The organism is Snodgrassella sp. W8135, from assembly GCF_016101225.1.
GTDB lineage: Bacteria > Pseudomonadota > Gammaproteobacteria > Burkholderiales > Neisseriaceae > Snodgrassella > Snodgrassella alvi.
The window spans coordinates 1-25,532 of record NZ_JACFQX010000002.1 but is presented as its reverse complement, the minus strand read 5'-3'; the positions used below and the strand labels follow the sequence as shown (position 1 = coordinate 25,532).

Sequence of the window (25,532 nt, the reverse complement as noted above, 5' to 3'; positions counted from 1 at the left end):
ATATCTTAGTAACATTCACTTTTTTATTTCCATGAATTTTCAGGTAAATCAATATTTCTTTGAGCTTGCTCCAGTGCCTCTTGTAATTGCCGGATATTTAACGGAACACAATAAGCAGGCTTAGCCCGCTCAAATCGCCAGCTATCAGACAGCAGGCCGGCATCAACAAAATCATAACCGACCTGATCCAATATTTTAAATACAGTTTGTTTAGCAGTTAAATCATTGCCTGCCACAGGAATGGCTCTTCTATTTAATTTATCGTTTGGTCTGGCATCTTTAATAACATCTCTTGCCAGAATCGCATTAAAAACTTTAACCACTTTGGATTTCGAAAAATGCTGAGCAACCAATTCACTGGTTGTAATTTCACGCTTATCTAATTGCGGCCAGTGCCCGTCGCGATCAGGATAATAGTTCATGGTATCTAATATTATTTTATTACTCATTGATTCAGCAGGTAGTTGCAGATAATTATTAAATGGAATAGCAATCAGAATAATTTCTGCAAACTCAATAGCTTCTTCCTGGCTTCCAATTTCACAGCCTATGCTGCTGGCCACACTGAACAATGTATTTTTCCCTCTGGAATTACTCACCATCACTTGATAGCCAGCCTGCATAAATAGCTTTGCCCAGGCCTGACCGATAAATCCTGCTCCGATAATGCCAATCTTTTTCATCGTAATATTTCCTTTTCTAAATAGTGCGCTGTATTATCAGTACAAATTAAAAGGCAATAAATACAATTAAAATTGATTGATTAACAACTGAGGGTTGGTAATATGAATTTATTCCGATGTATGCAAGCATTCATTCTGACCGTAAAAACCGGTTCTTTTGCCACAGCGTCCGTTTCATTAAATACATCACCGCAAATGATTGCTAAATACATAGCATTTTTAGAAAATTATTTAGGATTAAAACTGCTTAACCGAACCACACGATCACAAAATCTGACAGAATTCGGCAAACAATATTACCCGAAATGCTTATCTATTTTAGCTGAAATCCAGGCAACTAAAGTACTTGCACAACAATTCAGTGAAGAGCCAAAAGGCAATTTAAGAATTAGTGCTCCCGTAAGCTATGGTTATTACAATTTAATACCGGTAATCAGCAATTTTATGAAACGCTATCCCAAAGTGGAAGTTGATATTCAATTAAGTGATCGCTATGTAGATTTGGTTCAGGACAATTTTGATGTTGTGTTCCGTATTGGCCAATTAGCTGATTCAGGTTTAATTGCGCGAAAATTAAAACCCTATCAACTCACTTTTGCTGCTTCTCCCAGTTATCTGGCTCAGCATGGTGTTCCGTCTGTACCAAAGGATTTAGAGAAGCACAATTGTCTTATTTATCAGTACATGAATCCAAACAAAAATGATTACCTTTGGCCATTTATGATAAATGGAAAAAAAGTTAACGTTTCTATATCAGGTTCATTACAAAGCAATGAGACTCTGGTATTAGCAAAAGCCGCAATTGAAGGACTGGGTATTACTATGTTGCCCGAATCCATGCTTAGCGATGCCATCAGACAAAATAAATTACTCCCCATATTACAAGATTTTTTACCACTGGCAAAAGAAGTACATTTGCTTTATACAGCCGACAGACAACGGCCGTCAAAACACAATATTTTTATTGAATTTGTGATTAATGCTATGTCTTAGTTGCTGCTATTTGTTATATCAGCGATATCAAAATGAATATATCTAACTTCACAATTTACAAATTGGTTTTATCGGTATTTTAATGATTGATTCATCTGGTATTGCTTTATTGATACCTGTATATTCTCTATATCAGTTAAATCTAATTTTTATATTTACTGCCCTGCATTTAAGAAACTTCTTAAGCTAAGATGATTTTTTATAAGTGAAACAAAAATAAATAATCATCCAAGAATCTTGCTAATCCAGTTTAAATTACTTGATTGACACTACTTTATGATTACGTATGGTTGTAGAAAAATCGTGTCCTTCTAAACCATGATTTGTCGCACAAATAAAATCATTATTTGTTTTATCAGGAAAAGATATCATTTCATACATTACTTGTTCACTAATATATTCAAAATAAGATACTCTCCATAACTCTTCTCCCTTTTTATTATATAGGACAATAAAATATTTATTACCGCCTAATATTTGCATAATTGAAATTGGTGAAGTGGGCAGATGTTTGTATATATTGGCATAGTACTCACCATCTTCACTTTTTATGGTTGTATAAAGATTAAAATTTCCGTAAAAACTGGATGACGAAAACAGACACAGCCAATAGAAAAAAGCAAATAAACCTATTATTTTTATCCATTTTATACTTTTTTTCATAATCCGTCGCTCCATACTTTTATTATATCCATTTTTAATGCTGATTGTGCACTATACTACCGTATACTTAATTTATTTTATTTGTTATATCAACTATTTTTCTGCCTTCGTCAAAATATTTTAATAAATTAATTTTTTTAGTCGGTAGCATAAAAGAATGTATACCACCATCGCTTAGATAAGCATAATGAGGTGAACGCCATATTTTCTTACCCTGTTTGTTATATAAAACATAAAAATATCGCTTCCCCTGTATCAATTCATAGACTGCCAGCGGGGTTGTTGGCAGATGCTGATACATATTTATGTAATACTCACCATCCACTCCTTCTACTGTGTTGGACAGATTAAAATCACCATAAAAACTGGAGGACGAGAAAAACCACCACCACATCACCATAATTAGCACTAATATAATTTTTATAAATACAGCATTTTTGCGTAGTATATTTTTAAAAAATATATGGATATTATGTTTCATTTTATTTCCTATGGTTTTGTTTAATTTGATATTGATATTAATATCATCATAACCATCACTTTTTCTAAAAAGCTAAATATTTTTCATTACGCCCAGAAGATTTAAATCCGACATCGATATCTATTCAGGAAACAGCCAAACTGAATAACCTCCAACTTACTATAAATATTTATCGTATAAAATAAATTCTTGTCATTTGTTATGATATGAAATATGCAATCAAAAAAAGGAGCTTTTATTATTTAATATTTTATCTCGTTTGATTTTTGAGTTAAATGGACTTAATCCTATCCTGCATCCAAAAATTTTGCTAACCCGGTTTAAATTACTTGATTGGTACTAATTTATGATTACGTATGGTTTTTGAAAAATCTTGTCCTTCTATACCATGATTTGTAAAAAATAGAAAATTATTTCCCATTTTATTAGGGAAAAAAATTTCTTGATATATTATCGTGTCTTCACTAAGATATTCAAAATAAGAGCATCTCCATAGTTCTTCTCCCTTTTTATTATATAAAACGACGAAGTATTTATTACCACCTAATATTTCTACAATTGAAATTGGTGAAGTGGGTAGATGTTTATATATATTGGCATAGTACTCACCATCTTCACTTTTTATGGTTGTATAAAGATTAAAATTTCCGTAAAAACTGGATGACGAAAACAGACACAGCCAATAGAAAAATACAAAATAACCTATTATTTTTATCATTTTTATGCTTTTTTTCATAATCCGTCGCCCCATACTTTTATTATGGGGCTGGTTATTTCCATCTTTAATGTTGATTGTGCTCTATATTACTGCATACTTAATTTATTTTATTTGTTATATCAACTGTTTTCCATTCTTCATCATAATATTTAAATGAATTACTATTTTTAGTGGGTAGCACAAAATCAGTTACTAAATTACCGTATCCATAAGCATAATAAGGTGAATGCCAAATTTTCCTACCTTGTCTGTTATATAAAACATAAAAGTATCGCTTCCCCTGTATCAATTCATAGACCGCCAGCGGAGTTGTTGGCAGATGCTCATACATATTCATGTAATATTCACCATCTCTACCTTCTCTTGTACCGGACAGATTAAAATCACCATAAAAACTGGAGGACGAGAAAAACCACCACCACATCACCATAATTAACACTAATATAATTTTTATAAATACAGCATTTTTGCGTAGTATATTTTCAAAAAATATATGGATATTATGTTTCATAATATTTCCTATGATTTTATTTGATTTTATATTGATATTAATACCATCATAACCATCACTTTTTCTAAAAGCTAAATTTTTTTCATCACATCCGGAAGATTTAAATCCGGCATCAATATCTATTCAGGAAACAGTCAAACTGAATAACTTCCAACTTACTACAAATATTTATCGTATAAAATAAATTCTTGTCATTTGTTATGATATGAAATATGCAAGCAAAAAAGGAGGCTTTTATTATTCAATATTTTATCTTGTTTGATTTTTGGGTTAAATCAACTTAATCCTATCCTGCATCCAAAAATTTTGCTAACCCTGTTTAAATTACTTGATTAGTACTACTTTATGATTACGTATAGTTGTAGAAAAATCGTGTCCTTCTAAACCATGATCTGTAAAAAATAGAAAATCATTTCCTGTTTTATTAGGAAAAAAAATTTCTTGATATAATATCGCCTCTTTACTAAGATATTCAAAATAAGAGCATCTCCATAGTTCTTCTCCCTTTTTATTGTATAAAACGACGAAGTATTTATTACCACCTAATATTTCTACAATTGAAATTGGTGAAGTGGGCAGATGTTTATATATATTGGCATAGTACTCACCATCTTCACTTTTTACTGTTGAATGAAGATTAAAATTTCCGTAAAAACTGGATGACGAAAACAGACACAGCCAATAGAAAAAAGCAAATAAACCTATTATTTTTATCATTTTTATACTTTTTTTCATAATCCGTCGCTCCATACTTTTATTATAGATTGGTTTCATCTTTAATACTGATTATGCTCTTACTACATTCTTAATTTATTTTATTTGTTATATCAACTGTTTTCCATTCTTCATCATAATATTTAAATGAATTACTATTTTTAGTAGGTAGCACAAAATCAGTTACTAAATGATCGGATTCATAAGCATAATAAGGTGAATGCCAAATTTTCTTACCTTGTTTGTTATATAAAACATAAAAATACCGATCCCCCTTTATCAATTCATAGACTGCCAGCGGGGTTGTTGGCAGATGCTGATACATATTTATGTAATACTCACGATCATCACTGTTTATTGTATCGCATAGATTAAAATCACCATAAAAACTGGAGGACGAGAAAAACCACCACCACATCACCATAATTAACACTAATATAATTTTTATAAATACAGCATTTTTGCGTAGTATATTTTCAAAAAATATATGGATATTATGTTTCATTTTATTTCCTATGGTTTTGTTTAATTTGATATTGATATTAATATCATCATAACCATCACTTTTTCTAAAAAGCTAAATATTTTTCATCACGCCCGGAAAATTTTAATCCGGCATCAATATCTATTCAGGAAATAGTCAAACCAAATAATTTCCAACTTTGCGGAAATGGTTATAAATAATCAATAGAAATCAAACCAGATAAAGCTGAAAAAATTTCTAAATTATTTTTTAGCATCTAATTGAATTTCTCTATGCTTATCTAAAGGGTCATCCCAGTAAACATCCGAAAAAACTACAAAATCAATACCAGTTTTTTTCTTTTCCTGCCATTTTCTGAAATCACTATTCCAAACCATTGCATAATTTTGCATAGCCAAATCATATATTCGCTTCCAACTTTTCGATTCAAAAAGGTTTAGATATTCTTTCGCCTTTGCAGCACCAAGCATTTCATTTTTATTCCAGACACCCAGAAATTGCGTACCGAGAAAATCATAGGTATCTTTTATATAAAAACCGATTTTTTCAGTGATAAAGACATTTTTTCCGCCACGTACCGTTTGATAACCACATGGCACAATTTTTAATGATGACAAGCCTATCGCGCCCATAAAATCATTAATGGCCATTCCAGACCCGTAGTAACTATAGTAGCTGTAGCCGGAGCCGGAGGCACCGGAAATACCGGAAAAACTGTAAGAGCCGAAAGGGTCATAATCAGCTTTTCCAATTGTAGTTGAATTTACATATAAATATGTATCAATCATTTTAACATCATTTAGTTTTTCAAGCTTACCTTTATTTTTAATAAGCCTTCCTTTTAGCTCTTTTATTCCCCTTTCACTTGCCCAGCCTTCCTTTAATTTTTTAATCGCTTTCTGTACAGGTTCAAATTTCATTGCCCATTGCATTTTTACAATAGAATCATTTACATGTTCTGGCGGTATATTTATTGCCGGTCCTTTTACATAAAGGTTTTTTGTCTTGTCAGTGAAAGGTTTAGCCGGTTTTCCGCTAAACCAGTGCCGCATCAGCTGTGCTGCAACTACCCAGCCCATTTTATCCATAGCAGCAGGAATCTGGTCTAAGGTAAAAATATCTGCATTCAGAGTAGTCTTGGGTGCTGATTTCATAGTGTGGGTTTTTAATTCTGCCATAATTACATCCCTATCTCAGTTTGAACTAAATAGCTTACTTCTATCTGCTCAGGCTGCGAAGTTTGTACGGTATGCATATGTCCATCGCAGTTTGATTCTCCCGTTACGATACCTGAAGCCGTTTTGATAGCATAAGCCACACCATAAGTATTAACGTTTTCCGGGGTTTTAATATAAAAGCGGCGGGAATACGGCATACTGCTAACAGATTTAGATAGTCTGTCTTCAATATAGCTGTCAGTTATGGAAGGAATTAAGCGTGCTTTACATGGACAAGTACTGATACTGCTGATTGAACCAGCTAATTTTTTTGATGGATTAAACATATTGACGACTCCTCCGGTAATACGGTAGGTTCCGCTATGTCTTCCACAGGTAACCCAATCGCCCTCCCATGCGGCAGCACTACCATGCCATAAGATCATACTGTCACCACTGATAATTTTACCGCCACAAGTCGTACGATCCCCGACTCTTAAAAAATATCCTTTAGCCAACTTTATCTCCCAAGTAATTAAAAAATTTTCATTAGATAAATGACAATTAAAATTTTATTAATAAATAAAATTTACAACAATAGTAAACTATTATTATTTTATATTAATTGAGTTAGATTAAATTTTTTTACCCATTGTAAATAATAATGAATAGGTTTGTCTGATATTGGATAAATATTTTATCGGATATCAGTAATATTTAATGCCATATAAATAATTATATAAATATATTCATATGATAAACTGAGCACTCACTCAGATATATTTCAATTTATAAGAACATATAGATAACTGATTATCTTGTTTGATTAAAAGTAAAATTAACTTAATATTATTGGTATATTCTGAAAATCAGGCATACAAAACCGCCCCGGCAAACCGGGGCGGTGTGACAAGCTAAATCTGAATTATGCAGTTAATTCTGCACGCAGTTTTTTGGTTACATTAACCATAACTTCCAGCGCTGCTTTGGTTTCCGGCCATCCGCGTGTTTTCAGACCACAGTCCGGATTTACCCACAACCGACGCTGATCAATGACTTTCAGTGCTTTACGCAACAGATGTTCGACTTCGGCTTCAGTAGGCACACGCGGGCTGTGGATATCATATACACCGGGGCCGATATCATTCGGATAGCTGAATTTAACAAAAGCATCCAGTAATTCCATATCAGAACGGGAAGTTTCAATGGTAATTACATCAGCATCCATGCTGGCAATAGCCGGCAGAATATCATTAAATTCAGAATAGCACATATGTGTATGAATCTGAGTGCTGTCATCCGCATCAGTGGAAGTGAGGCGGAATGATTCACATGCCCAGGCCAGATATTCATCCCATTGCGCACGTTTCAGCGGCAAGGCTTCACGGATGGCCGGTTCATCAATCTGAATAACGCGAATACCGGCTTTTTCCAGATCCAGTACTTCGTCGTTCAGTGCCAGCGCAATCTGTTTGCACACCAGACTTAATGGTACATCGTTGCGTACAAAACTCCATTTCATCATGGTTACCGGTCCGGTAAGCATACCTTTCATCGGGCGTTTGGTCAGAGATTGTGCATAAGAAGACCAGGCAACAGTCATGGCTTTCGGGCGTGCCACATCACCAAAAATAATCGGTGGTTTAACACAGCGGGAACCATAGCTCTGTACCCAGCCATACTGAGTAAAGCAGTAACCATCCAGCTGTTCACCAAAGTATTCAACCATATCATTGCGCTCAGCTTCACCATGTACCAGTACATCGATATCCAGCTGTTCCTGCTGCTCAACACAGTAGGCAATGTCTTTTTTCATGGCCGCTTCGTAATCGGCAGCGCTCAGTTCACCCTTTTTAAAGGCGGCGCGTGCCTGACGAATTTCCTGTGTTTGCGGAAATGAACCGATAGTGGTGGTTGGCAGCAAAGGCAGATTCATCCATTGCTGTTGTTTTTCAATCCGTTGTGCAAACGGGCTATGGCGCTGGTCGGCATGTTCGCGCAGGCTGGCTACGCGCTGTGCAACCTTATCATTATGAATCAGTTTACTGGTTTTGCGTCCGGCAGCCGCAGCATCAGAAGCGGCAAGAGCTTCCTGTACGGAATCTTTACCGTGTGCCAGTGCCTGTTTGATGATCCCCAGTTCCTGCAGTTTCTGCGCAGCAAAGGCAAGCCAGTTTCTGATTTCAGGGTTAAGTTTCTCCTCTACACTTAAATCCTGCGGACTGTGCAACAGTGAACAGCTCGGCGCAATCCATAAATTATTACCCAGCTGAGTAGCTACCGGCGCCAGCAGTTCTATCACTTCACGCAGATTGGCGCGCCATACGTTACGTCCGTCGATCAGACCAACTGACAATACTTTATTTTCCGGCCATGCATTGGCAAATTCAGCCAGTTGCTCAGGTGCCCGCACACAATCAATATGTACGCCGTTAACCGGCAGGTTTTTGAGCAGATTAATATGTTCGGCAACGCTGCCAAAATAGGTGCCGATAATAATACGGGTACCGGTAATCGCCAGCTCCTGATAAGTGGGAGCAAAGGCATCCAGCCACTCACGGGCAATATCTACGGCAAGAATCGGTTCGTCAATCTGAATCCAGTCAACACCGGCATTGGCCAGTTCACGTAATAGTTTCTGATATTCAGGCAGCAGACGCGGCAATAATTCCAGACGATTATGACCGGCATCTTTTTCTTTACCCAGCCACAACAGAGTAAGCGGACCCACCAGTGTAGGTTTAATATCATGTCCGGTGGCTTTGGCTTCTTCTATCTGGGCAATCAGACTGGCTGCATTGGCCTTGAAACTGGTGTTCTGATGCCATTCAGGTACGATATAGTGGTAGTTGGTATCAAACCATTTGGTCATTTCCATGGCTACCTGACTGGCATTACCGCGTGCCAGTTCAAAATACTGAGACAGGGTCAGTTTATCTGCGTCAAAACCAAAACGTGCCGGAATGGCGCCCAGTGCACACAGCGTATCCAGTACGTGGTCGTAATATGAAAAATCACCTACCGGCAGCAGATCGGCACCAGCGGCAATCTGGGTTGCCCAGTTTTTCTGGCGGATATCTGCCGCTGTCTGGCGCAGCTCGGCTTCGCTTTTTGCGCCTTTCCAGAATGCTTCAACGGCAAATTTTAATTCACGCTTAGCACCAACACGCGGATAACCAGACAGATGGAATGTATTCATATTTGTTTCTCCCTATTACGAATGATGGATTTCAATAACGGCCAGTGTGCGTGAGTTATGACATTACGACAAGCGATAAATTTTGCAGTTCTGTATGAATTTTTTTAATACTATATTTCAGACTAGTGTAATCCAAGAGTATGATATGGTATACAGGTGTTAAGTTTGTAAATAGATAACTGGCTATCAGTAAGGTAATTATTGTTCTATTCATATAAATGATATTTATAAGCAGTCTGGCTGTTTATGAATTTTTTAACTTGAATTTGTAGTTAAAAATACTCATCAAAGGCGGAAAACATGGAGTCGATTATTGAACTGCGCCATCTGCGCACTTTGCTGGCTCTGGAAGAAACCGGCAGCGTATCGATGGCGGCAAAAAGGGTTTTTCTGACCCAGTCTGCACTTTCACACCAGATTCGTGTTCTGGAACAGTTTTATGGTACCCCCCTGTTTGAACGTAAATCCAACCCGATTCACTTTACTCCGGTAGGTGTGCGGCTGCTACAGCTGGCACGAGAAATCACGCCGCTGGTTACAGTAGCAGAGCTGGATATGGCGCAGATAATTGAAGGTGAGGCAGGGGAGCTGAGGGTAGCGGTAGAGTGCCATACCTGCTTTGACTGGCTGATGCCGGCCATGGATGCTTTCCGGGCGCTGTGGCCTAAAGTAGAGCTGGATATTGTTTCCGGCTTTCAGGCCGATCCGGTTGGGTTATTGCTGACTCACCGTGCAGATCTGGCAATCGTATCCGAATATGCTCCGCAGCCGGGGATTATTTTTCAGCCACTGTTTGCCTATGAAATGGTCGGCATTTGCGCGAAGGATCACCCGCTGGCGGCTAAAAGTGTATGGCAGGCTCAGGATTTTGAGAATGAAACACTGATCACCTATCCGGTACCGGATGATATGCTGGATTTACTGCGTAAGGTTTTAAAACCGGCCGGGGTACAGCCGGCACGGCGTAACAGTGAACTGACGATAGCCATTATTCAACTGGTTTCCAGCCGGCGCGGCATTGCTGCTTTGCCTTACTGGACTGTTATGCCGTATCTGGAAAAAGGCTATGTAGTAGCACGGCAGATTGGCGATGTACCGTTGCAAAGTGAATTGTATGCCGCCATGCGCGAAACAGACAGTAATAAAAGCTATCTGGATAATTTCTGCCAGATTGTGCGCGAACGCAGCTTTGCCGACTTACCCGGACTCAGCCCGCTCAGCACGCCGGACTAGTCTGCAACCGGCAATCTGATTTATTAAAGGAGCAGGGCAGATATTCGGCAAAGCGCTGATTTTTTGCTCTGCTCTTTTTTGGTATTGTCAGCCAGAATTTTACGCAACATCCATTGTCCTGCTTAAGCTCAGTTTGTGCAGATGTCAGATAAATCTTCTTGTGCTGCATAAATACCATAAAATAATCCATAAGCATATTTTTCAAAGCGATTTTTCAGGCTTAATCAGCTACAATAAGCACTATGGAAATTTTATCTTCTGCCGGTCTGCTGACCGGTCTTAATAGTGAACAATTAGCCGCCGTTACCTGGCCTGCGCAACCGGCACTGGTACTGGCGGGTGCAGGAAGTGGTAAAACCAGAGTACTAACCACACGTATTGCCTGGTTATTGCAGACTGGTCAGGCCAGTGTACACAGCATTCTGGCCGTTACCTTTACCAATAAGGCGGCTAAAGAAATGCAATTGCGCCTGAGCACGCTATTACCGGTTTCGGTACGGGCGATGTGGCTAGGGACATTTCACGGGCTGTGCCATCGGTTTTTACGACTGCACCATCAGGAAGCATCACTGCCCAAAACATTTCAGATTCTGGATATGGGTGATCAGCTTTCTATAGTCAAGCGCTTGCTAAAACAACTGAATATTGCTGAAGAAATTATCTCACCGCGCAGTCTGCAAGGATTCATCAATGCACAAAAAGAAAACGGATTGCGTGCTTCGCGTTTATCGGCCCGCGACCCGCATGAACGGCAAATGATTGAATGTTATGCCGCCTATGACAGTTTGTGCCGGAATGAAGGGGTAGTGGATTTCGCGGAATTAATGTTACGCAGTTATGAAATTCTGCAGAGTAATGAAATATTGCGCAATCATTACCAGAACCGTTTTAATCATGTGCTGATTGATGAATTTCAGGATACAAATAAATTACAGTATGCATGGCTAAAATTACTGGCCGGAGAGCATGCAGCGGTTTTCGCCGTGGGAGACGACGACCAGAGTATTTATCGCTTTCGCGGTGCCGAAGTAGCCAACATGACCCGCTTTCTGAATGAATTTCATGTTGGCGAACCCATCCGGCTGGAACAAAATTACCGTTCGGTAGGCAATATTCTGACAGCAGCCAACGCGGTGATTGCACACAACGCCAGCCGTCTGGGTAAAAATCTGCACACTCAGGCCGGCGATGGCGAAAAAATCCGTGTACTTCAGGCAATTAATGATCTTGAAGAAGCGCAGTTTGTGGTTGATGAAGTGAAGGCTTTACACCGCGAAGGGCTGAATTATATGCAGATGGCTGTACTGTATCGCAGTAATGCCCAGTCGCGGGTTCTGGAACAGGCTCTGTTCCGCGCCGGTATACCTTACAAAATTTATGGCGGCCTGCGCTTTTATGAACGTCAGGAAATCAAACATGCACTGGCTTACCTGCGTCTGGCGGTTAACCCCAATGATGATAATGCATTATTACGGGTAATCAATGTGCCGGCACGCGGCATCGGCGCGCGGAGTGTTGAAAACATTCAGGCAGCAGCCAATGAAGCTCATACTTCGTTATGGCAGGCGGCCATCAGTCTGTCAGCGAAAAACAGTAAAATTGCTGCTTTTATCCGCCTGATTGAAAATTTACAGCAACAGGCTGCGCAAGTTTCTCTGCAGGAACTGATGGCTGCTGCCATCTATGATAGCGGTCTGATGGAACACTACCGTACCCAGAAAGGTGAACAGCAGGAACGCATCAACAACCTGGAAGAATTACTGAATGCGGCAGTGGCATTTAAACCGCAGGAATCCGGTTTTGATATGGAACCTGAGTATGATGAAAACGATCCTTTATTTCCGGTACTGTCTTTTTTAAGTACAGCCTCGCTGGAAGCAGGAGAGCATCAGGCCGGTCAGGGTGAAGATGCCTTGCAGTTAATGACTGTGCATGCAGCCAAGGGGTTGGAATTTGATGGTGTATTTCTGACAGGGCTGGAAGAAGGTTTATTCCCCAGTGAATACAGCATGGCCGAACGCGACGGGCTGGAAGAAGAGCGGCGCCTGATGTATGTAGCCATCACCAGAGCACGAAAACGCCTGTATTTAACAATGGCAGAACAACGCCTGTTACACGGACAAACGCATTTTGCCCTGCCATCACGCTTTGTGGATGAAATACCGGAAGAGGTATTGCAATATCTGTCTGCTCACAGAAACTCTCTGATAGCCCGGCAACAGTCCACGCAGAGAACCAATCCGTTTCACAGCCGCAGCAAACTGGCAGAAACACAGGAGAGCACGGATTTTGACGGCTTTCAGCTAGGACAGAATGTTTATCATGAACGTTTCGGCACAGGTGTCATCATAGATGCTACCCGGAAAGCTGAAGGGGCACGCCTGACCATCAATTTCGGTAAACAGGGGATTAAAGAGCTGGATACCGTATTTGCCAAAAGCAAGCTAAGTATTATTTCTTAAACAATTGCTCAGGTAACGGCTGGTAAGCAAAAGCCTGAGAGGAGACAGTCATGCAACAATACGACAGTAACAATATCTTTGCCCGAATTATCCGTGGTGAAATTCCTTGCCATAAAGTTTATGAGGATGAGCAGACACTGGCTTTTATGGATGTGATGCCACAGGCACGCGGCCATGTACTGGTGATTCCTAAATGTGAAGCAATAGAGTTAACTGACATGCCGCAAGATTACCTTGCTGCCGTATTCAGTGCAGCCAAAAAGATTATTAATGCGCAACGTAAAGTGTTACATCGTAATGGCGTTGTGCAATTACAGTTGTCCGGCGAACAGGCTGGTCAGTCTGTATTTCATTATCACATTCATCTGATTCCCGGACATATCCATGAACTGGGTAAACATGAAAGTGTGGCTGCTGATCAGGCAGAACTGGCGCAACTGGCTGCACAATTACGTGCAGAACTGGCCTGACCATTTTTTGATTCAATAATTATCCACAGAATTATCCACAGATAATCAGTAAAATAAATAGTATTTATTATGCTATAACCCTTGTTTTATAAGGAATTAAGCATAAAGACTGATTTTTATCCAGTTAAATACTACAAATTTGTCCACAATCATTCAGTTGTTGTACCAAATCTCCCTGTCGCTCCTGCACCTTTCGGTAAACGGAGCGATAATTTATTTTCTGGTCAATACAGATTAAATTGTTCAGTCAGTTTCAGCTTAAACGCCTTTGTGATTACAGACTAGCCATATCCTGCATATTTAGCGGAACTTAATTCACTAAAACGCCTGCTTACGCTTTTCATCAACAGGAAATGCGACAAATCATTTTTTTCTGCCGGTTTCAGCAGAAGCAGGCCTTATCCGGCCTGTATCTTTTCCTCTGATAACAAAAGCCCGCAGAAAAATTATGCTCTGCGGGCTTTTACACAGTATAACCAGTATTAATTATTCATACATCCGGAATAAACACTTCTGAACTGTGGTACTTTCGTATTTTATTCAAATAAATCGCGCAGTTTGTCCATGAATGATTTTTGCCGCGGCGTCTGAGCCCGGTCCATACCGGTAGAGATTTTTTCAAACTCTTCCAGTAATTCACGCTGACGATCGGTCAGATTTACCGGTGTCTCTACCACGATATGACAATATAAATCACCCACAGCAGCCGAACGTACTGATTTAATTCCTTTACCACGTACCCGCATGCGACGACCGGTTTGTGTTTCTTTCGGAATATTCAGTTTGACTTTACCATCCAGCGTAGGCACCTCAACCTCCCCGCCAAGCGCTGCTATCGTAAAACTGATAGGCAATTCACAGTGCAGATCCATGCCGTCACGCTCAAAGACTGGATGCGGACGCACGTTCACCATTACATATAAATCACCGGCAGGCGCACCATGCTTACCGGGTTCACCTTCGCCGCTCAGGCGGATACGCTGTCCGTCATCAATACCGGCCGGAATAGAAACCTCAACAGTCTTGCGGGTTTTTACCAGTCCGTCGCCATGACATTTAACACACGGATCCTTAATCTGTTTACCACTGCCGTGACAGGTCGGGCAGGTCTGCTGTAACTGAAAAATGGCCTGCCGTACCTGAACGACACCACTGCCACCACACATACTGCAGGTAGTGGCTGAAGTCCCGACTTTAGCACCACTGCCGTGACAGACATCACATTCTTCATGAGTAGGAATAGTGATTTTTTTCTTAATACCGCGCGCAGCCTCTTCCAGACTGATTTCAACATTATATTGTAAATCAGCGCCCTGACTATTCTGCTGCGACCGTCCGCCGGCTCCGCCGCCAAACATCTGGCTGAAAATATCACCAAAATCAAAACCACCGGAAAAACCACCGGCTCCGGCACCCATATTGCCGTCTACACCGGCATGTCCAAACTGGTCATAAGCAGCACGTTTTTGAGAATCAGACAATACTTCATAAGCACGCTGTACTTCTTTAAATTTTTCTTCGGCGTTTTTATCGCCCTGATTACGGTCAGGATGGTATTTCATGGCCAGCTTACGATAAGCTTTTTTGATTTCCTCATCCCCTGCAGTACGGCTTATACCCAGTACTTCATAAAAATCTACTTCAGTCATAATTTTATTCCAAAGGTTTGCAGGCAACCTGCTCTTAAACAGCAGGATGCCTGAACAGCAAAACCGGATAGATAATAGAAATGCAACCCATATATGGGCTGCATGTATAAAAACAAGGTTTTAAGTAAAAGTTATTTCTGACCGAAGCACAATATACGGCCTGAAAACAATCAGGCAGACAAAGAATCAACGGTCACACCCGTATATTTATACTGTCAGCAAAGTAGCCAATCTAATCGTGCACCATCCATCAGGTAATCTTCAAAGCATTTTAAATCATTCAGCCGGATATTTGGCTGACATTATCTGCCGGCAGCAAAACATTAATATAGTTTAGTCCGACACTTACCTGTATCGGATCGATTCCGGTTATCGATACCTTCATCCGGCATTTTGGCATGGCATCAACCGGTACACCGTTGACACGGCTTACCAGTGGCAGGCCTTCAATACGCACTAAATCATCACGTATTAACTGAGCGGTCAGCTCCTGCAACTGTTCCTGCTGAATATATATCAGACTCCAGTATGCTTCCATATGGCGCTGAAAATCATTGTAGGCTGCATAAGCCGACTCAAAATCACGCAATACCGCAAACAGCATGGCATCCTGCGGTTCAAAACGTGGCTCTGCGTCCGGATCCAGTAAACTGATCAGCTGCTTCTGGTTAATATAATCAGTAGCACGGCGCAGTGGTGAAGTAAACCAGGCATAATGTTTCAGCCCCAGACCAATATGCGGCTCAGACTGAGTACTCATCCGCACTCTGCCGGTAGGCTGTACACGGAATAATCCAGCCATTTCAGCCTCGTCCAGCATCTGCGCCCAGGTGCTGTTGGCAAAAATCATCAGCTCACTGACCAGCGTATCAATTGGTGCTCCGCGTTCACGCACGCTGATATGTACAGTATTATCCGCCCCAAGCTTAATTCCATAATCGTACTGTGGTAAACGTTCCGGATCATATTTACCCCGCGCCTGCATTCTGGCCACAGCAAAATCATATAACCAGTTCATTTCATGCTGATGTGCAAAAGCTTCAGTATCACTGCGCGGCTGCAAAGGCTGAAATGCCTGCTCAATATTTTCAATACGTAAATTACAGTCTATATACACCGATTCAATTCGTGATTCATAACGTATCACCTCAAACTGCGGATTGATTTCTGCATACAGACTGACTGCCGGTCGTGCTGCTCCTTCATCCAGACTGAAAGCAGCTATCCAGTTATCCGGCAGCATGGTAATTTTACTGCCGGGATAATACACAGTACTTAAACGTTCAAATATCAGCTTTTCCAGCAAAGACTCAGCATCTATTGCCAGAGCCGGGGCAGCTATATGAATTCCGACCAGTTTGTTGCCATTGGGCAGGTCACGCACACTGAATGCATCATCTACCTCACTGGTTTCAATGTCATCAATGGAAAATGCGCGTACTGAGGTATCGGCATCTGGCAGATTGTGCATAACCGGTACAGGATAATGACCACAATCCGCACCTTTGGGAAACTGAGTAAGTAAAAAACCATCCAGAAAATATTCAGGCAAAGGCGGTACTGCACCAACACTCTGGAGCAGGGCAAACAGTGAGGTTTTTTTCTGATCAGCAGCTTTGACCACTGCTTTGTATTTCAGACTTTGTTTATCAGGTGCATGCAGAATCATTTTGGCTTCAGCAGCAATCTCATCCGGCAGGCGACCGGCCAGCAATTCCTGTATCCAGCCATTGACTTGTTCTTCCTGCTGTTTGCGCCGTTCAATGGCTGCCAGCGCCTGCTGTAATGTTTCTGCCGGCGCAGCTTTGAATACACCTTTATTTTTTTTGTAAAAATACATAGGCGCTGCATACAGAGCCATCAGTGTGGCTGCCAGCTCAATATTCCCGCTGCTATCGCCAAAATATTCACTGGCTGCACTGGCTGCGGTAAATTCATTTTCATTGCCTACCGCTTCCCAGAGCAGACTGATATCAATACCGGCAGCTGCTTCAGCAGCCTGTTGTAAAAATTGCGCAGCATCACCATCAAACACCAGAAAAACGTGGCTGGCCTTGATTTTTGCCCGCTTACCATGTTGTGTATTAACCAGAAAAGTAGCATCATTTTCCTGAACTATTTCCGCTACTTTAAACTGACCTGACTCCTCATAAAAAATTTGTTTACCCATAACGCCTACTTAAAACAAAGAAACTACTCAAGTAATCTGTAAAACAGATTCAGAAACCACTATTTATTCGATTATAAACGACAGTACTCAATCTTCGCTTCTATGCCTGCTCTGCTACTCTGTTCCAGACAACCGTATCTGTATAAATAGTTCACCATTATTCCTCCTCAGGCTTCCCTGTTTTGCATATATCCGATTGTCAAATCATACAAATTAAATAATTCTATGTTTTAATTTTCCATTAAAACAATTACTTAAAGTTAGCACAATATAATTATGCTTTAAACAACATTATGCTTTAAAACCAGATAAATAAACAGCAAAAAAACACCTGCTGACAAATAAAATCCATAATAATGAACTAATTTTAAAAAATTCCAAACGCATATTATGCTGAAAATATTTCGATATATAAAAAGTTATACACCGTACAACCGGCAACAATAGTAAGTATTACCGAAAATTAAAACATATGCTAAAAAAATAATACAAAAAATCAAAATTTATTTGATTTTTTTTACATAAAACTGTTTTCCGCCTGCTATTTCAAACATCAGCATCAGATAACAATTTATATAATTAATATATAAATATATTAATCTTTACAAATAACTTTTTATTCTTACGGTTAAAAAACAATTTTTATATTTAGAGAGGCAGATATTGATTTAAATTTGCCCTTATCTGAATAAAATATCTGTATTATTATTCATTACATGAATAAATTCTGTTGCATATAAAAATATTATTACTGATTATATAAGCACATTACTTTTAATAACACAAACTGAAATATACTTCATCCGGTTATCAGCTAATTCTGACTAATTGTATGATACAGATATCCGCAGCAATAGCCATAGTGCGAGTGTTACAATAGCCATAAATTCATGTAAAGACCTATAATATGAAGAAAATAACCCCCAAAAGCTATGAAGAAGCTATCCAGCAACTGGAAAAAATAACTGAATCCATGCAAAACAATGATCTTCCGCTGGAAGAATCACTGGCTGCATATGAATATGGTCAGGAACTGGTGCAATACTGCCAGCAGAAGCTGGCTGAGGTAGAACAAAAACTACAGGTACTGGATAATGGTGAATTAAAGGAGCTGAAGCTTGAAACAGGGGAGTAATTTTGCCGACTGGCAAAAACAAGTACAGACACATACAGAAGAGACATTAACCCGATTACTTCCCCCAGCCGGACAACTTCCCGCACCACTGATTGAAGCCATGCGCTATGCGGCGCTGGATGGCGGTAAACGGTTGCGGCCGATGCTGGTTCTGGCGGCGGCGGAGCTGGGTAATGCGGTTACAGAAGCCGCAGATTATGCTCTGGCTGCAATCGAATGCATACATATCTATTCGCTTGTGCACGACGATATGCCGGAGATGGATAACGACAGTCTGCGACACGGAAAACCTGCCTGTCACATACAATATACACCGGCAACAGCCTTACTGGTTGGTGATGCCCTGCAAAGTATGGCATTCAGCCTGCTGAGCCGGCCAACTGGTCTGGACGCTGCGCGTCAGCTGCAAATGATACAGACTCTGGCACAGGCTGCCGGCTGTCATGGCATGGCCGGCGGACAGGCTATCGATTTAGCCTGCGTAGGGGTAGGTCTGAATCAGGCCGAGCTGGAACACATGCACCAGTTGAAGACAGGTGCGCTGATCAGAGCAGCAGTTACACTGGGCGGACTTTGCTGTCAGGATATCAGCCAGCAGGCATTAATCGCACTCGACCATTATGCCGCTCATCTGGGTCTGGCTTTTCAGGTTATTGATGATGTACTGGATTACGAGCAGGATAGCAGCACACTGGGTAAAACCGCCGGAAAAGATGCCCAGACTAATAAACCTACCTACGTTAGTCTGATGGGGCTGACTACAGCACGCCAGTATGCAGAAAATCTGGTACAACAGGCTATTGATGCTTTAAGCGATTTTGACCAGCGTGCATCTCATCTTCGCGCACTGGCGCAATTTGTCGTTGCCCGCAATCATTAAAAATGTGCTAAGCAACAGCAAACTACAAATATATAAACATTGTCTGCGCAGTAATTCAGTTAATGACAGATATAACTTATTTACAGATCAGCTTATTCATAAAATAACTAACGCAGCCGCTTACCGGAAGCCCAGTCAATAATCTGGCTGGGCTGCTTTCTTCCGCCGGTGCGCCCGCCCAGAATCATCACCTGTTTTCCAAACTGGCGTCTGACTTCACGCTCTGTACAACAAGCTTTTTTTCCTGCCCGGTTACAAGAAGTAGATACCAGCGCTGTACCTGCTGCTCTGCATAAAAACCGGGCAGTTGCCAGGTCCGGAACCCGTACTGCCAGAGTTTGCCGACCTCGCCCGCGTAACACAGATGAAACCTGTTTGCGTACCGGTAACAGTAAAGTTCTGGGTGCCGGCCACTGCCGGCTGACAGCCGCTATATCGGTTGCGGACAAAGGTGCGAGCAAAGGCTGTAATTGAGTGAAATCAGCAGCAATAACAATTAGCCCTTTATGTTGCGGTCGCTTTTTCAATGCAATGACTTTACGCACCGCCGGCACACAATCAGGCAGACAGCCTAGCCCATAACTGCCTTCTGTAGGATAAGCAATCAAACCGCCACGATGCAGATGGCTGCGCAGACGATATAAAAACCGGCCGGACGGACGGGCAGGATGGCGCATAAATATTCTGAGAAACTAGACTAAACTATTATAATAGCAGGGCAGAATAAACCAGACTACACCCATACCGGTCACAGCCACCCAACCACCAGAGACAATCATGATTACTGATGAACAACTATTGCGTTACAGCCGTCATATATTACTGGATAAGCTGGATATTGCCGGACAGGAAGCAATTCTTGCTGCCCGTGCTCTGGTAATCGGTGCCGGCGGCCTGGCACATCCGGCTCTGACTTATCTGGCTTCCAGCGGAATAGGGCATATTACCGTTGTGGATAACGACACTATCGAAATCAGTAATCTGCAACGCCAGTTCTGGTTTAATGATCAAGATATCGGTCAGGCAAAAGCCGCGATATTGTGCCGGCAGCTACAGACACAATATCCGCAGACCAAATTACAACCCATTGTAGCCAGAGCAGATGCCAGCCTGTTAGAGCAACTGGTTCAGCATACCGATATCATTCTGGATTGTACCGACAATTTTGCCAGCCGCCGGCTGATTAATCAGGCCTGTTTTAATGCACGCAAACCACTGGTTTCAGCCTCTGCACTGGTATTTGCCGGGCAGCTGGCAGTATATGATTTTCGTGATGGTCGCGGTCCCTGCTATCAGTGCCTGTTTGAAGGAGAAATGAATGATGAAGGAGCCAGTTGTGCCAAAAACGGAGTTTTTGCGCCTTTACTCGGTATTATGGGCGCGGCACAGGCCAGTGAAGCATTGCAGATAATTGCCGGTATTCACCCTGACGGCTGCTGGCTACACTGTTTTGACGCCTGTTCTTTTCAATGGCAGCGCCTGCAGCTGGCAGCCAATCCGGATTGTCCGGTATGCGGGCAGGCAGTTTTATCCACAGAAATTTGTGGATAAAACTGTGGATATTTTTATTAATCAAAATCAGATAACTTGCGATCTTTACCGGCATTCCAGCCAGACACTGTAATAACGACCGCGGCAATAAACATCAGACACAATGCCGGAAACCAGGAATGCATCATGTCATGCAGAGCGCCCATCAGGACTGGACCCACAGCTGCAAACAGATAGCCACAGGTTTGTGCCATTCCGGATAACAGTACCCCCTCAGTAACACTGTCGCTGCGCAAGCTGAAAAACATCATACTCAGACAGAAAGCCCCGCTGATGCCCAGTCCCAGCAGCAATACTGCCGGAAAATAACAGCTGCGCCATGGCGACATCAGCAATAATACCGACAAGATTAAAGCCACGCCGCACATCGACCCTATCCAGTGCTGCTGCTTTAATCTGGCTGCATAAATCGGTATCAGCAAATTGGTTGGTATCATCACCAGCTGCATCAGTCCGAGCCAGCCACCGGCTTCCGTTGCGGATACTCCGGCCTTGGCTACAATCTGCGGCAACCAGCTGACTGTAGAATAAAACAGGAATGACTGAAAACCCATAAACAGCGTTACCTGCCAGGCCAGCGGATTGCGCCACAGATGTGTTTTTACCTGACGCGCACGTACAGCCGCCTTGGGCACAGCATTGGCTGCTTTAAAAGGCAGCCACCAGATAACCATGGCTACCAGCGCCGGCAGAACCCAGATTACCAGAGCACCGCGCCAGCCCCATAGATTACTGTGAGCAAGTGGGGCACTTAAAGCAGAACCGGCCGCACCGCCCATATTCATCACCAGTGCATATAATGCGGTAACCAGCCCCATTTTAAACGGAAAATACTGCTTTACCATACTGGGAATCAGCACATTGCCAACTGCAATGGCACAGCTGAGCAAAGCCGTACCGGCCAGTAACAGAAACAACCCGGAACCACAGCGCAGCACCAGCCCCAGCGTTAAAATCCATAATGCAAAAAAGACCATCTGCTCCGAGCCCAGACGTGCTGCAAGCCTGGGAATAAAAATCGAAAACAGACCAAATGTCAGCAATGGTACCGTAGTCAGCATGCCTGCCAGCGTACTGCTTATCTGCAGCTGTGCCTGAATATTCTGTAATAAAGGCCCCACACCTGTCAGAGGGCCGCGCAAAACAAAAGCCAGAGCCAGAATAGCGACAAAAAGACTAAGCCGGTGCTGTGTTTTCGATACAGTCGAATCCGTTTTCATTACTTCACCAAATTACCCGTTTACCCTTAGGGTAGAAAAAACCATTCAATTTACCGGCCATTGCTGCAATAGCGCACGACCGCACTCCAGTCCGGCTGCATAACTGTAACGCAAACGGCCGGCATCCCGGCACAGACGTCCGGCCATTTTGCCATCATCCGGAGGGTGGATTTCAATAATATACCGGCAGTTCTCAGGCTGCTGCATCCATGCCAGAGTAGCATTATAATGCTTTACCCGCTGCCGTAATGCCTGAGCAAACCCGCCGGCAGGCAGAAACTTTGCCAGAAGACTATCACTCAGGGTACCTTTTTTTACATAATTTTGTGCCCGGGTACGGATTACCACGACTCGATTAATATTTGGCCGGGACAGAGCCCACTGTACCGGCAGAGCATCAGCTACTCCGCCGTCAAAATAAAATTCACTACCGATTGCTACCGGCTTACGGATCATAAACGGAATTGAGCTGGAAGCGCGCAGTACATCCAGAAAAGAATCGGGCTGAGCCACAGCATATTCCGGCTCACCGCTAAGCGCATTACTTAACACAATCCTGAAATCACGCTGCTGTGCAAACATACGTTCACAGTCCAGCGGATTTTCCTGTTGCACAACCTGCCATAACCAATCGATATCCATCAGGTCGCCGCCACGGATAAAGCGTGACCAGCGGATAAATTCCGGCCGGCAGGACTGATCAAGCAGTACAGCCAGATTACGCCCTTCCTGTTTGGACAGATAACTGGCAATAGTACTGGCTCCGGAAGATACTCCGACCAGTAAACTAAACGGGTTAAAATCTGCCTGTAAGAAGGCATCAGTCACACCGCTGCTGAATGCGGCACGCATTCCTCCGCCTTCTACAACCAGTGCAGTTTGCATTCCGGCAGGCTGCCGACCAGTATGCATATTGCCATTTCCATGTTTATGTAAAAATAATTTAATATTATTAAATATATAATACCGGCTACAGTAAATCAATAAAGCCGGCCGGCGCACAGTATCTTAATATTAATATCTTCTACGGTTCCTGTATGTGTAAATCAGCCTGTCAATATCCGGTACACACACCTGAATTTTATGATTTTTTCAATCTGAACCATATCATTGTCAACTAAATACTTTCAGATTAATTCTGCGCTTGGGAACCACTTTATCCATAAAATCGGCGCCAATTAATTCATCTGTAAACCGGGAAGATACGGTATATCCGCCATCTTTTATCTCTTAACATTTTTCCAACCCATAAAAAACTTCCGGATTCAGATAAATCCGGAAGTTAGTCAGACTACTGAGTAAAAACAGTTTAATTGCGACCCCACTTAAAGCCGACACCGGCATTAAAGCCAACTTCTTTGCCTGTAGTGGAAACACCTGCACCCCAGCCAATATTACCGCTGTTACTCATGGCTTTATAATTAGCTCCTACCGCAGTATAGCCGCGATAGGTACCAACACCTACACCAACAGCCTGTTCACCGGCATTCAGAGAAGGCAGATAAGCACCGGACAGAGCCATGGCCAGTGCCGTACCGGAATAGGCGCGGCGTTCAGTCCGCTGAACACGATCATTTACCTGATTTACATACTTATTGATGTTGGTAATCTGATTATTCACACCCTTAAGCTGAGCCACATTGACTGCATCAGTATCAGCCGTACCCGCGGCAACCCCGGTTATCTGACGGTATACACCTTTCGATGCATCTCCTACAGATACCGCTCCTTCTGTACTCTTCGTTGCCCGGATTGCTGCTGCCTGCTGCTGCGTTGCCGTTACCGGTATATAGCCCTCTTTACCGGCTGCTGTATTTGCCACCGATCCGGATCCAAGTGCTACGCCTCCGCTCTGAGTTACTTTCGCCTGACTGCCCAGAGCAACACCATTGGCTGACGATGCGCTGGCAGAATCACCGATGGCAACTGCTGAGGTGCCGCTGGCCATTGATGCACCGCCTATTGCAACTGAATCAACCCCCTGAGCGATTGAGGCTGCTTTTGCTGAGTTACTCTTTGCATATTTAGTGCCGTAATCCTGAATATTCCGCAGAGCGTCAGCCACATTATCAGCAGTTACTATATTGCCTGTCGGCGTAGTAGTTTCATATTTAGGCGGTGTAATCTGACCTGTACTTGGATCATATCCACTTGGCTTACCTAAACCGGCAGTTATACTAGAAAGCTGACTTTCTGTTCTTTTACTGATTGCAGTTGACAGACTCGACAGTGCATCACTAGAAATAGTGCCAGTGCCTGCGGGCAGACCGCTTACTGCTGTTGACAGGCTTGTCAAACCAGATGACAGGGAATACAACTGATCACCATTTACTGCATCAAGAGAACCGGCTGCTATATTACCACCTTGAACACCGGTAATTTTCTGTGCAATACCTCCGCGAGCAGCATTATAAACTGCACCATTCCACAATAACGCATTCGCATTCAGCTCAGCGATACTGGAACTCATATTAGAGATACTGGTACTCATACTGCCCAAGTTTGTGCCACCCAAAGATGTTGATATCGATTCTGTAGTGGTTGACAAAGAACTCAGACCGGCAGTCAGCTCAGATTTTACTTTGTATAACTGGCTGCCATTTATCGCCTCATGTGAATCTGCACCTTCATCACCATCTGCCAGATTCACAATTTTGCGATAAACAGGAGTAACATCACGAGTCATACCGTTGGTTTGGCCTGCATCAAATCCGCCTTGTTCATCATTCCATGTAATCGTATTTTTTTTGAGCTTATCCACTTGTTCCTGTATGGATTGAGAAGTGGTTGACAAGCTGCTTACACTTTCTGAAATACCTCGATATCCGGTGGACAGAGAAGTACTTATACTGGAGATGTGAGGAGAAACATTTTCGACAACAGTTGATGAAACAGTTGTTAACAGACTGCTCAGACCGGTTGAAGCTGAGGTGGACAGAGCAAAGAACTGACCTCCGTTAATTGCATCGGTTGATTCTGCTGATACATTACCGGCAGCTACATGGGTAATTCTTTGTGCACTTCCGCTTCCATGACTGGCATCATATGCACTTATACCGCCATTCCATTGCAGGGCATCCTGATTTAATGAAGATACCTGGTTATTGATACTGGCATATCCGCTTGACAGGCTGTTTATGCTGCTATTAGCTGTGTTCA

At 42.2% G+C, this 25,532-nt stretch carries 23 protein-coding genes; 7 read left to right on the top strand and 16 right to left on the bottom strand.

The features are described from left to right. Positions 1 to 23: 23 nt before the first annotated feature. On the bottom strand, positions 24 to 683 hold the full coding sequence (locus H3T75_RS06205; protein WP_037392055.1) for an NADPH-dependent F420 reductase: 660 nt from the start codon (positions 681 to 683) through the stop codon (positions 24 to 26). Positions 684 to 785: 102 nt separating this feature from the next. On the opposite strand from H3T75_RS06205, the gene H3T75_RS06200 reads away from it, so the two are divergent. Further along, positions 786 to 1,676 (top strand): LysR family transcriptional regulator, encoded by an 891-nt coding sequence (locus H3T75_RS06200; protein ID WP_198211301.1) that lies wholly within the window; start codon positions 786 to 788, stop codon positions 1,674 to 1,676. A gap of 255 nt (positions 1,677 to 1,931) precedes the next feature. On the opposite strand, the gene H3T75_RS06195 is transcribed toward H3T75_RS06200, so the two are convergent. From H3T75_RS06195 to metE, 9 genes are all read right to left on the bottom strand, one after another. Next, positions 1,932 to 2,339, bottom strand: coding sequence for a DUF6201 family protein (locus H3T75_RS06195; RefSeq protein ID WP_025331796.1), 408 nt, complete (start codon positions 2,337 to 2,339; stop codon positions 1,932 to 1,934). A gap of 67 nt (positions 2,340 to 2,406) precedes the next feature. Next, positions 2,407 to 2,820, bottom strand: coding sequence for a DUF6201 family protein (locus tag H3T75_RS06190; protein ID WP_198211300.1), 414 nt, complete (start codon positions 2,818 to 2,820; stop codon positions 2,407 to 2,409). 325 nt (positions 2,821 to 3,145) lie between these two features. Next, positions 3,146 to 3,556 carry a DUF6201 family protein gene (locus H3T75_RS06185; protein ID WP_084554476.1) on the bottom strand — a complete coding sequence of 137 codons (411 nt, stop codon included), beginning with the start codon at positions 3,554 to 3,556 and terminating at the stop codon, positions 3,146 to 3,148. Positions 3,557 to 3,635: 79 nt separating this feature from the next. Next, positions 3,636 to 4,049 carry a DUF6201 family protein gene (locus H3T75_RS06180; protein WP_198211299.1) on the bottom strand — a complete coding sequence of 138 codons (414 nt, stop codon included), beginning with the start codon at positions 4,047 to 4,049 and terminating at the stop codon, positions 3,636 to 3,638. 324 nt (positions 4,050 to 4,373) lie between these two features. Further along, positions 4,374 to 4,784, bottom strand: coding sequence for a DUF6201 family protein (locus tag H3T75_RS06175; protein WP_198211298.1), 411 nt, complete (start codon positions 4,782 to 4,784; stop codon positions 4,374 to 4,376). A 70-nt stretch (positions 4,785 to 4,854) separates the two neighbouring features. Then, a complete protein-coding gene (locus H3T75_RS06170) occupies positions 4,855 to 5,268 on the bottom strand; it encodes a DUF6201 family protein (protein ID WP_198211297.1) in 414 nt (137 codons plus the stop codon). Between the two features lie 221 nt (positions 5,269 to 5,489). After that, complete coding sequence (locus H3T75_RS06165; RefSeq protein WP_198211296.1) at positions 5,490 to 6,425, bottom strand: DUF6402 family protein; 936 nt, start codon at positions 6,423 to 6,425, stop codon at positions 5,490 to 5,492. Between the two features lie 2 nt (positions 6,426 to 6,427). Then, entirely contained in the window at positions 6,428 to 6,922 is a 495-nt protein-coding gene (locus tag H3T75_RS06160; RefSeq protein WP_144235862.1) for a PAAR domain-containing protein, read from the bottom strand. A gap of 407 nt (positions 6,923 to 7,329) precedes the next feature. After that, complete coding sequence (metE, locus tag H3T75_RS06155; protein WP_198211295.1) at positions 7,330 to 9,603, bottom strand: 5-methyltetrahydropteroyltriglutamate--homocysteine S-methyltransferase; 2,274 nt, start codon at positions 9,601 to 9,603, stop codon at positions 7,330 to 7,332. Positions 9,604 to 9,903: 300 nt separating this feature from the next. Here metE and H3T75_RS06150 point away from each other — a divergent pair, with 300 nt between their 5' ends. The 3 genes from H3T75_RS06150 to H3T75_RS06140 all read left to right on the top strand — a co-directional run bounded on the left by H3T75_RS06150 (position 9,904) and on the right by H3T75_RS06140 (position 13,768). Continuing rightward, on the top strand, positions 9,904 to 10,836 hold the full coding sequence (locus H3T75_RS06150; RefSeq protein WP_078475248.1) for a LysR family transcriptional regulator: 933 nt from the start codon (positions 9,904 to 9,906) through the stop codon (positions 10,834 to 10,836). Positions 10,837 to 11,078: 242 nt separating this feature from the next. Continuing rightward, the gene (locus H3T75_RS06145; protein WP_198211294.1) at positions 11,079 to 13,298 is read left to right on the top strand and encodes a UvrD-helicase domain-containing protein; all 2,220 of its coding nucleotides are present in this window, start codon (positions 11,079 to 11,081) and stop codon (positions 13,296 to 13,298) included. Between the two features lie 50 nt (positions 13,299 to 13,348). Next, positions 13,349 to 13,768 carry an HIT family protein gene (locus tag H3T75_RS06140; protein WP_025331807.1) on the top strand — a complete coding sequence of 140 codons (420 nt, stop codon included), beginning with the start codon at positions 13,349 to 13,351 and terminating at the stop codon, positions 13,766 to 13,768. 536 nt (positions 13,769 to 14,304) lie between these two features. On the opposite strand, the gene dnaJ is transcribed toward H3T75_RS06140, so the two are convergent. Then, entirely contained in the window at positions 14,305 to 15,417 is a 1,113-nt protein-coding gene (gene dnaJ, locus H3T75_RS06135; RefSeq protein ID WP_198211293.1) for a molecular chaperone DnaJ, read from the bottom strand. Positions 15,418 to 15,697: 280 nt separating this feature from the next. Continuing rightward, a complete protein-coding gene (locus tag H3T75_RS06130; protein ID WP_084565193.1) occupies positions 15,698 to 17,587 on the bottom strand; it encodes a ribonuclease catalytic domain-containing protein in 1,890 nt (629 codons plus the stop codon). Positions 17,588 to 18,494: 907 nt separating this feature from the next. Between H3T75_RS06130 and H3T75_RS06125 the strand changes: the two genes are divergently transcribed. Both H3T75_RS06125 and H3T75_RS06120 read left to right on the top strand, forming a co-directional pair. Next, positions 18,495 to 18,722 (top strand): exodeoxyribonuclease VII small subunit, encoded by a 228-nt coding sequence (locus tag H3T75_RS06125; protein ID WP_025331809.1) that lies wholly within the window; start codon positions 18,495 to 18,497, stop codon positions 18,720 to 18,722. Next, positions 18,706 to 19,602, top strand: a complete 897-nt coding sequence (locus H3T75_RS06120) for a polyprenyl synthetase family protein (protein WP_232339933.1) — start codon at positions 18,706 to 18,708, stop codon at positions 19,600 to 19,602. Before H3T75_RS06125 ends, H3T75_RS06120 begins: the two co-directional genes overlap by 17 nt. Before the next feature lie 107 nt (positions 19,603 to 19,709). On the opposite strand, the gene H3T75_RS06115 is transcribed toward H3T75_RS06120, so the two are convergent. Continuing rightward, the gene (locus tag H3T75_RS06115) at positions 19,710 to 20,279 is read right to left on the bottom strand and encodes an L-threonylcarbamoyladenylate synthase (RefSeq protein WP_038649107.1); all 570 of its coding nucleotides are present in this window, start codon (positions 20,277 to 20,279) and stop codon (positions 19,710 to 19,712) included. 100 nt (positions 20,280 to 20,379) lie between these two features. Here H3T75_RS06115 and H3T75_RS06110 point away from each other — a divergent pair, with 100 nt between their 5' ends. Continuing rightward, on the top strand, positions 20,380 to 21,153 hold the full coding sequence (locus H3T75_RS06110) for a HesA/MoeB/ThiF family protein (RefSeq protein ID WP_232339932.1): 774 nt from the start codon (positions 20,380 to 20,382) through the stop codon (positions 21,151 to 21,153). 17 nt (positions 21,154 to 21,170) lie between these two features. Here the strand turns inward: H3T75_RS06110 and H3T75_RS06105 are convergent, their stop codons facing one another. The 3 genes from H3T75_RS06105 to H3T75_RS06095 all read right to left on the bottom strand — a co-directional run. Then, complete coding sequence (locus H3T75_RS06105) at positions 21,171 to 22,373, bottom strand: MFS transporter (RefSeq protein ID WP_198211292.1); 1,203 nt, start codon at positions 22,371 to 22,373, stop codon at positions 21,171 to 21,173. A 45-nt stretch (positions 22,374 to 22,418) separates the two neighbouring features. Then, positions 22,419 to 23,285, bottom strand: a complete 867-nt coding sequence (locus H3T75_RS06100; protein ID WP_198211291.1) for a patatin family protein — start codon at positions 23,283 to 23,285, stop codon at positions 22,419 to 22,421. Between the two features lie 397 nt (positions 23,286 to 23,682). Next, positions 23,683 to 25,532: YadA family autotransporter adhesin (locus H3T75_RS06095; protein WP_198211290.1), on the bottom strand; the 1,850-nt coding region annotated here is incomplete at its 5' end.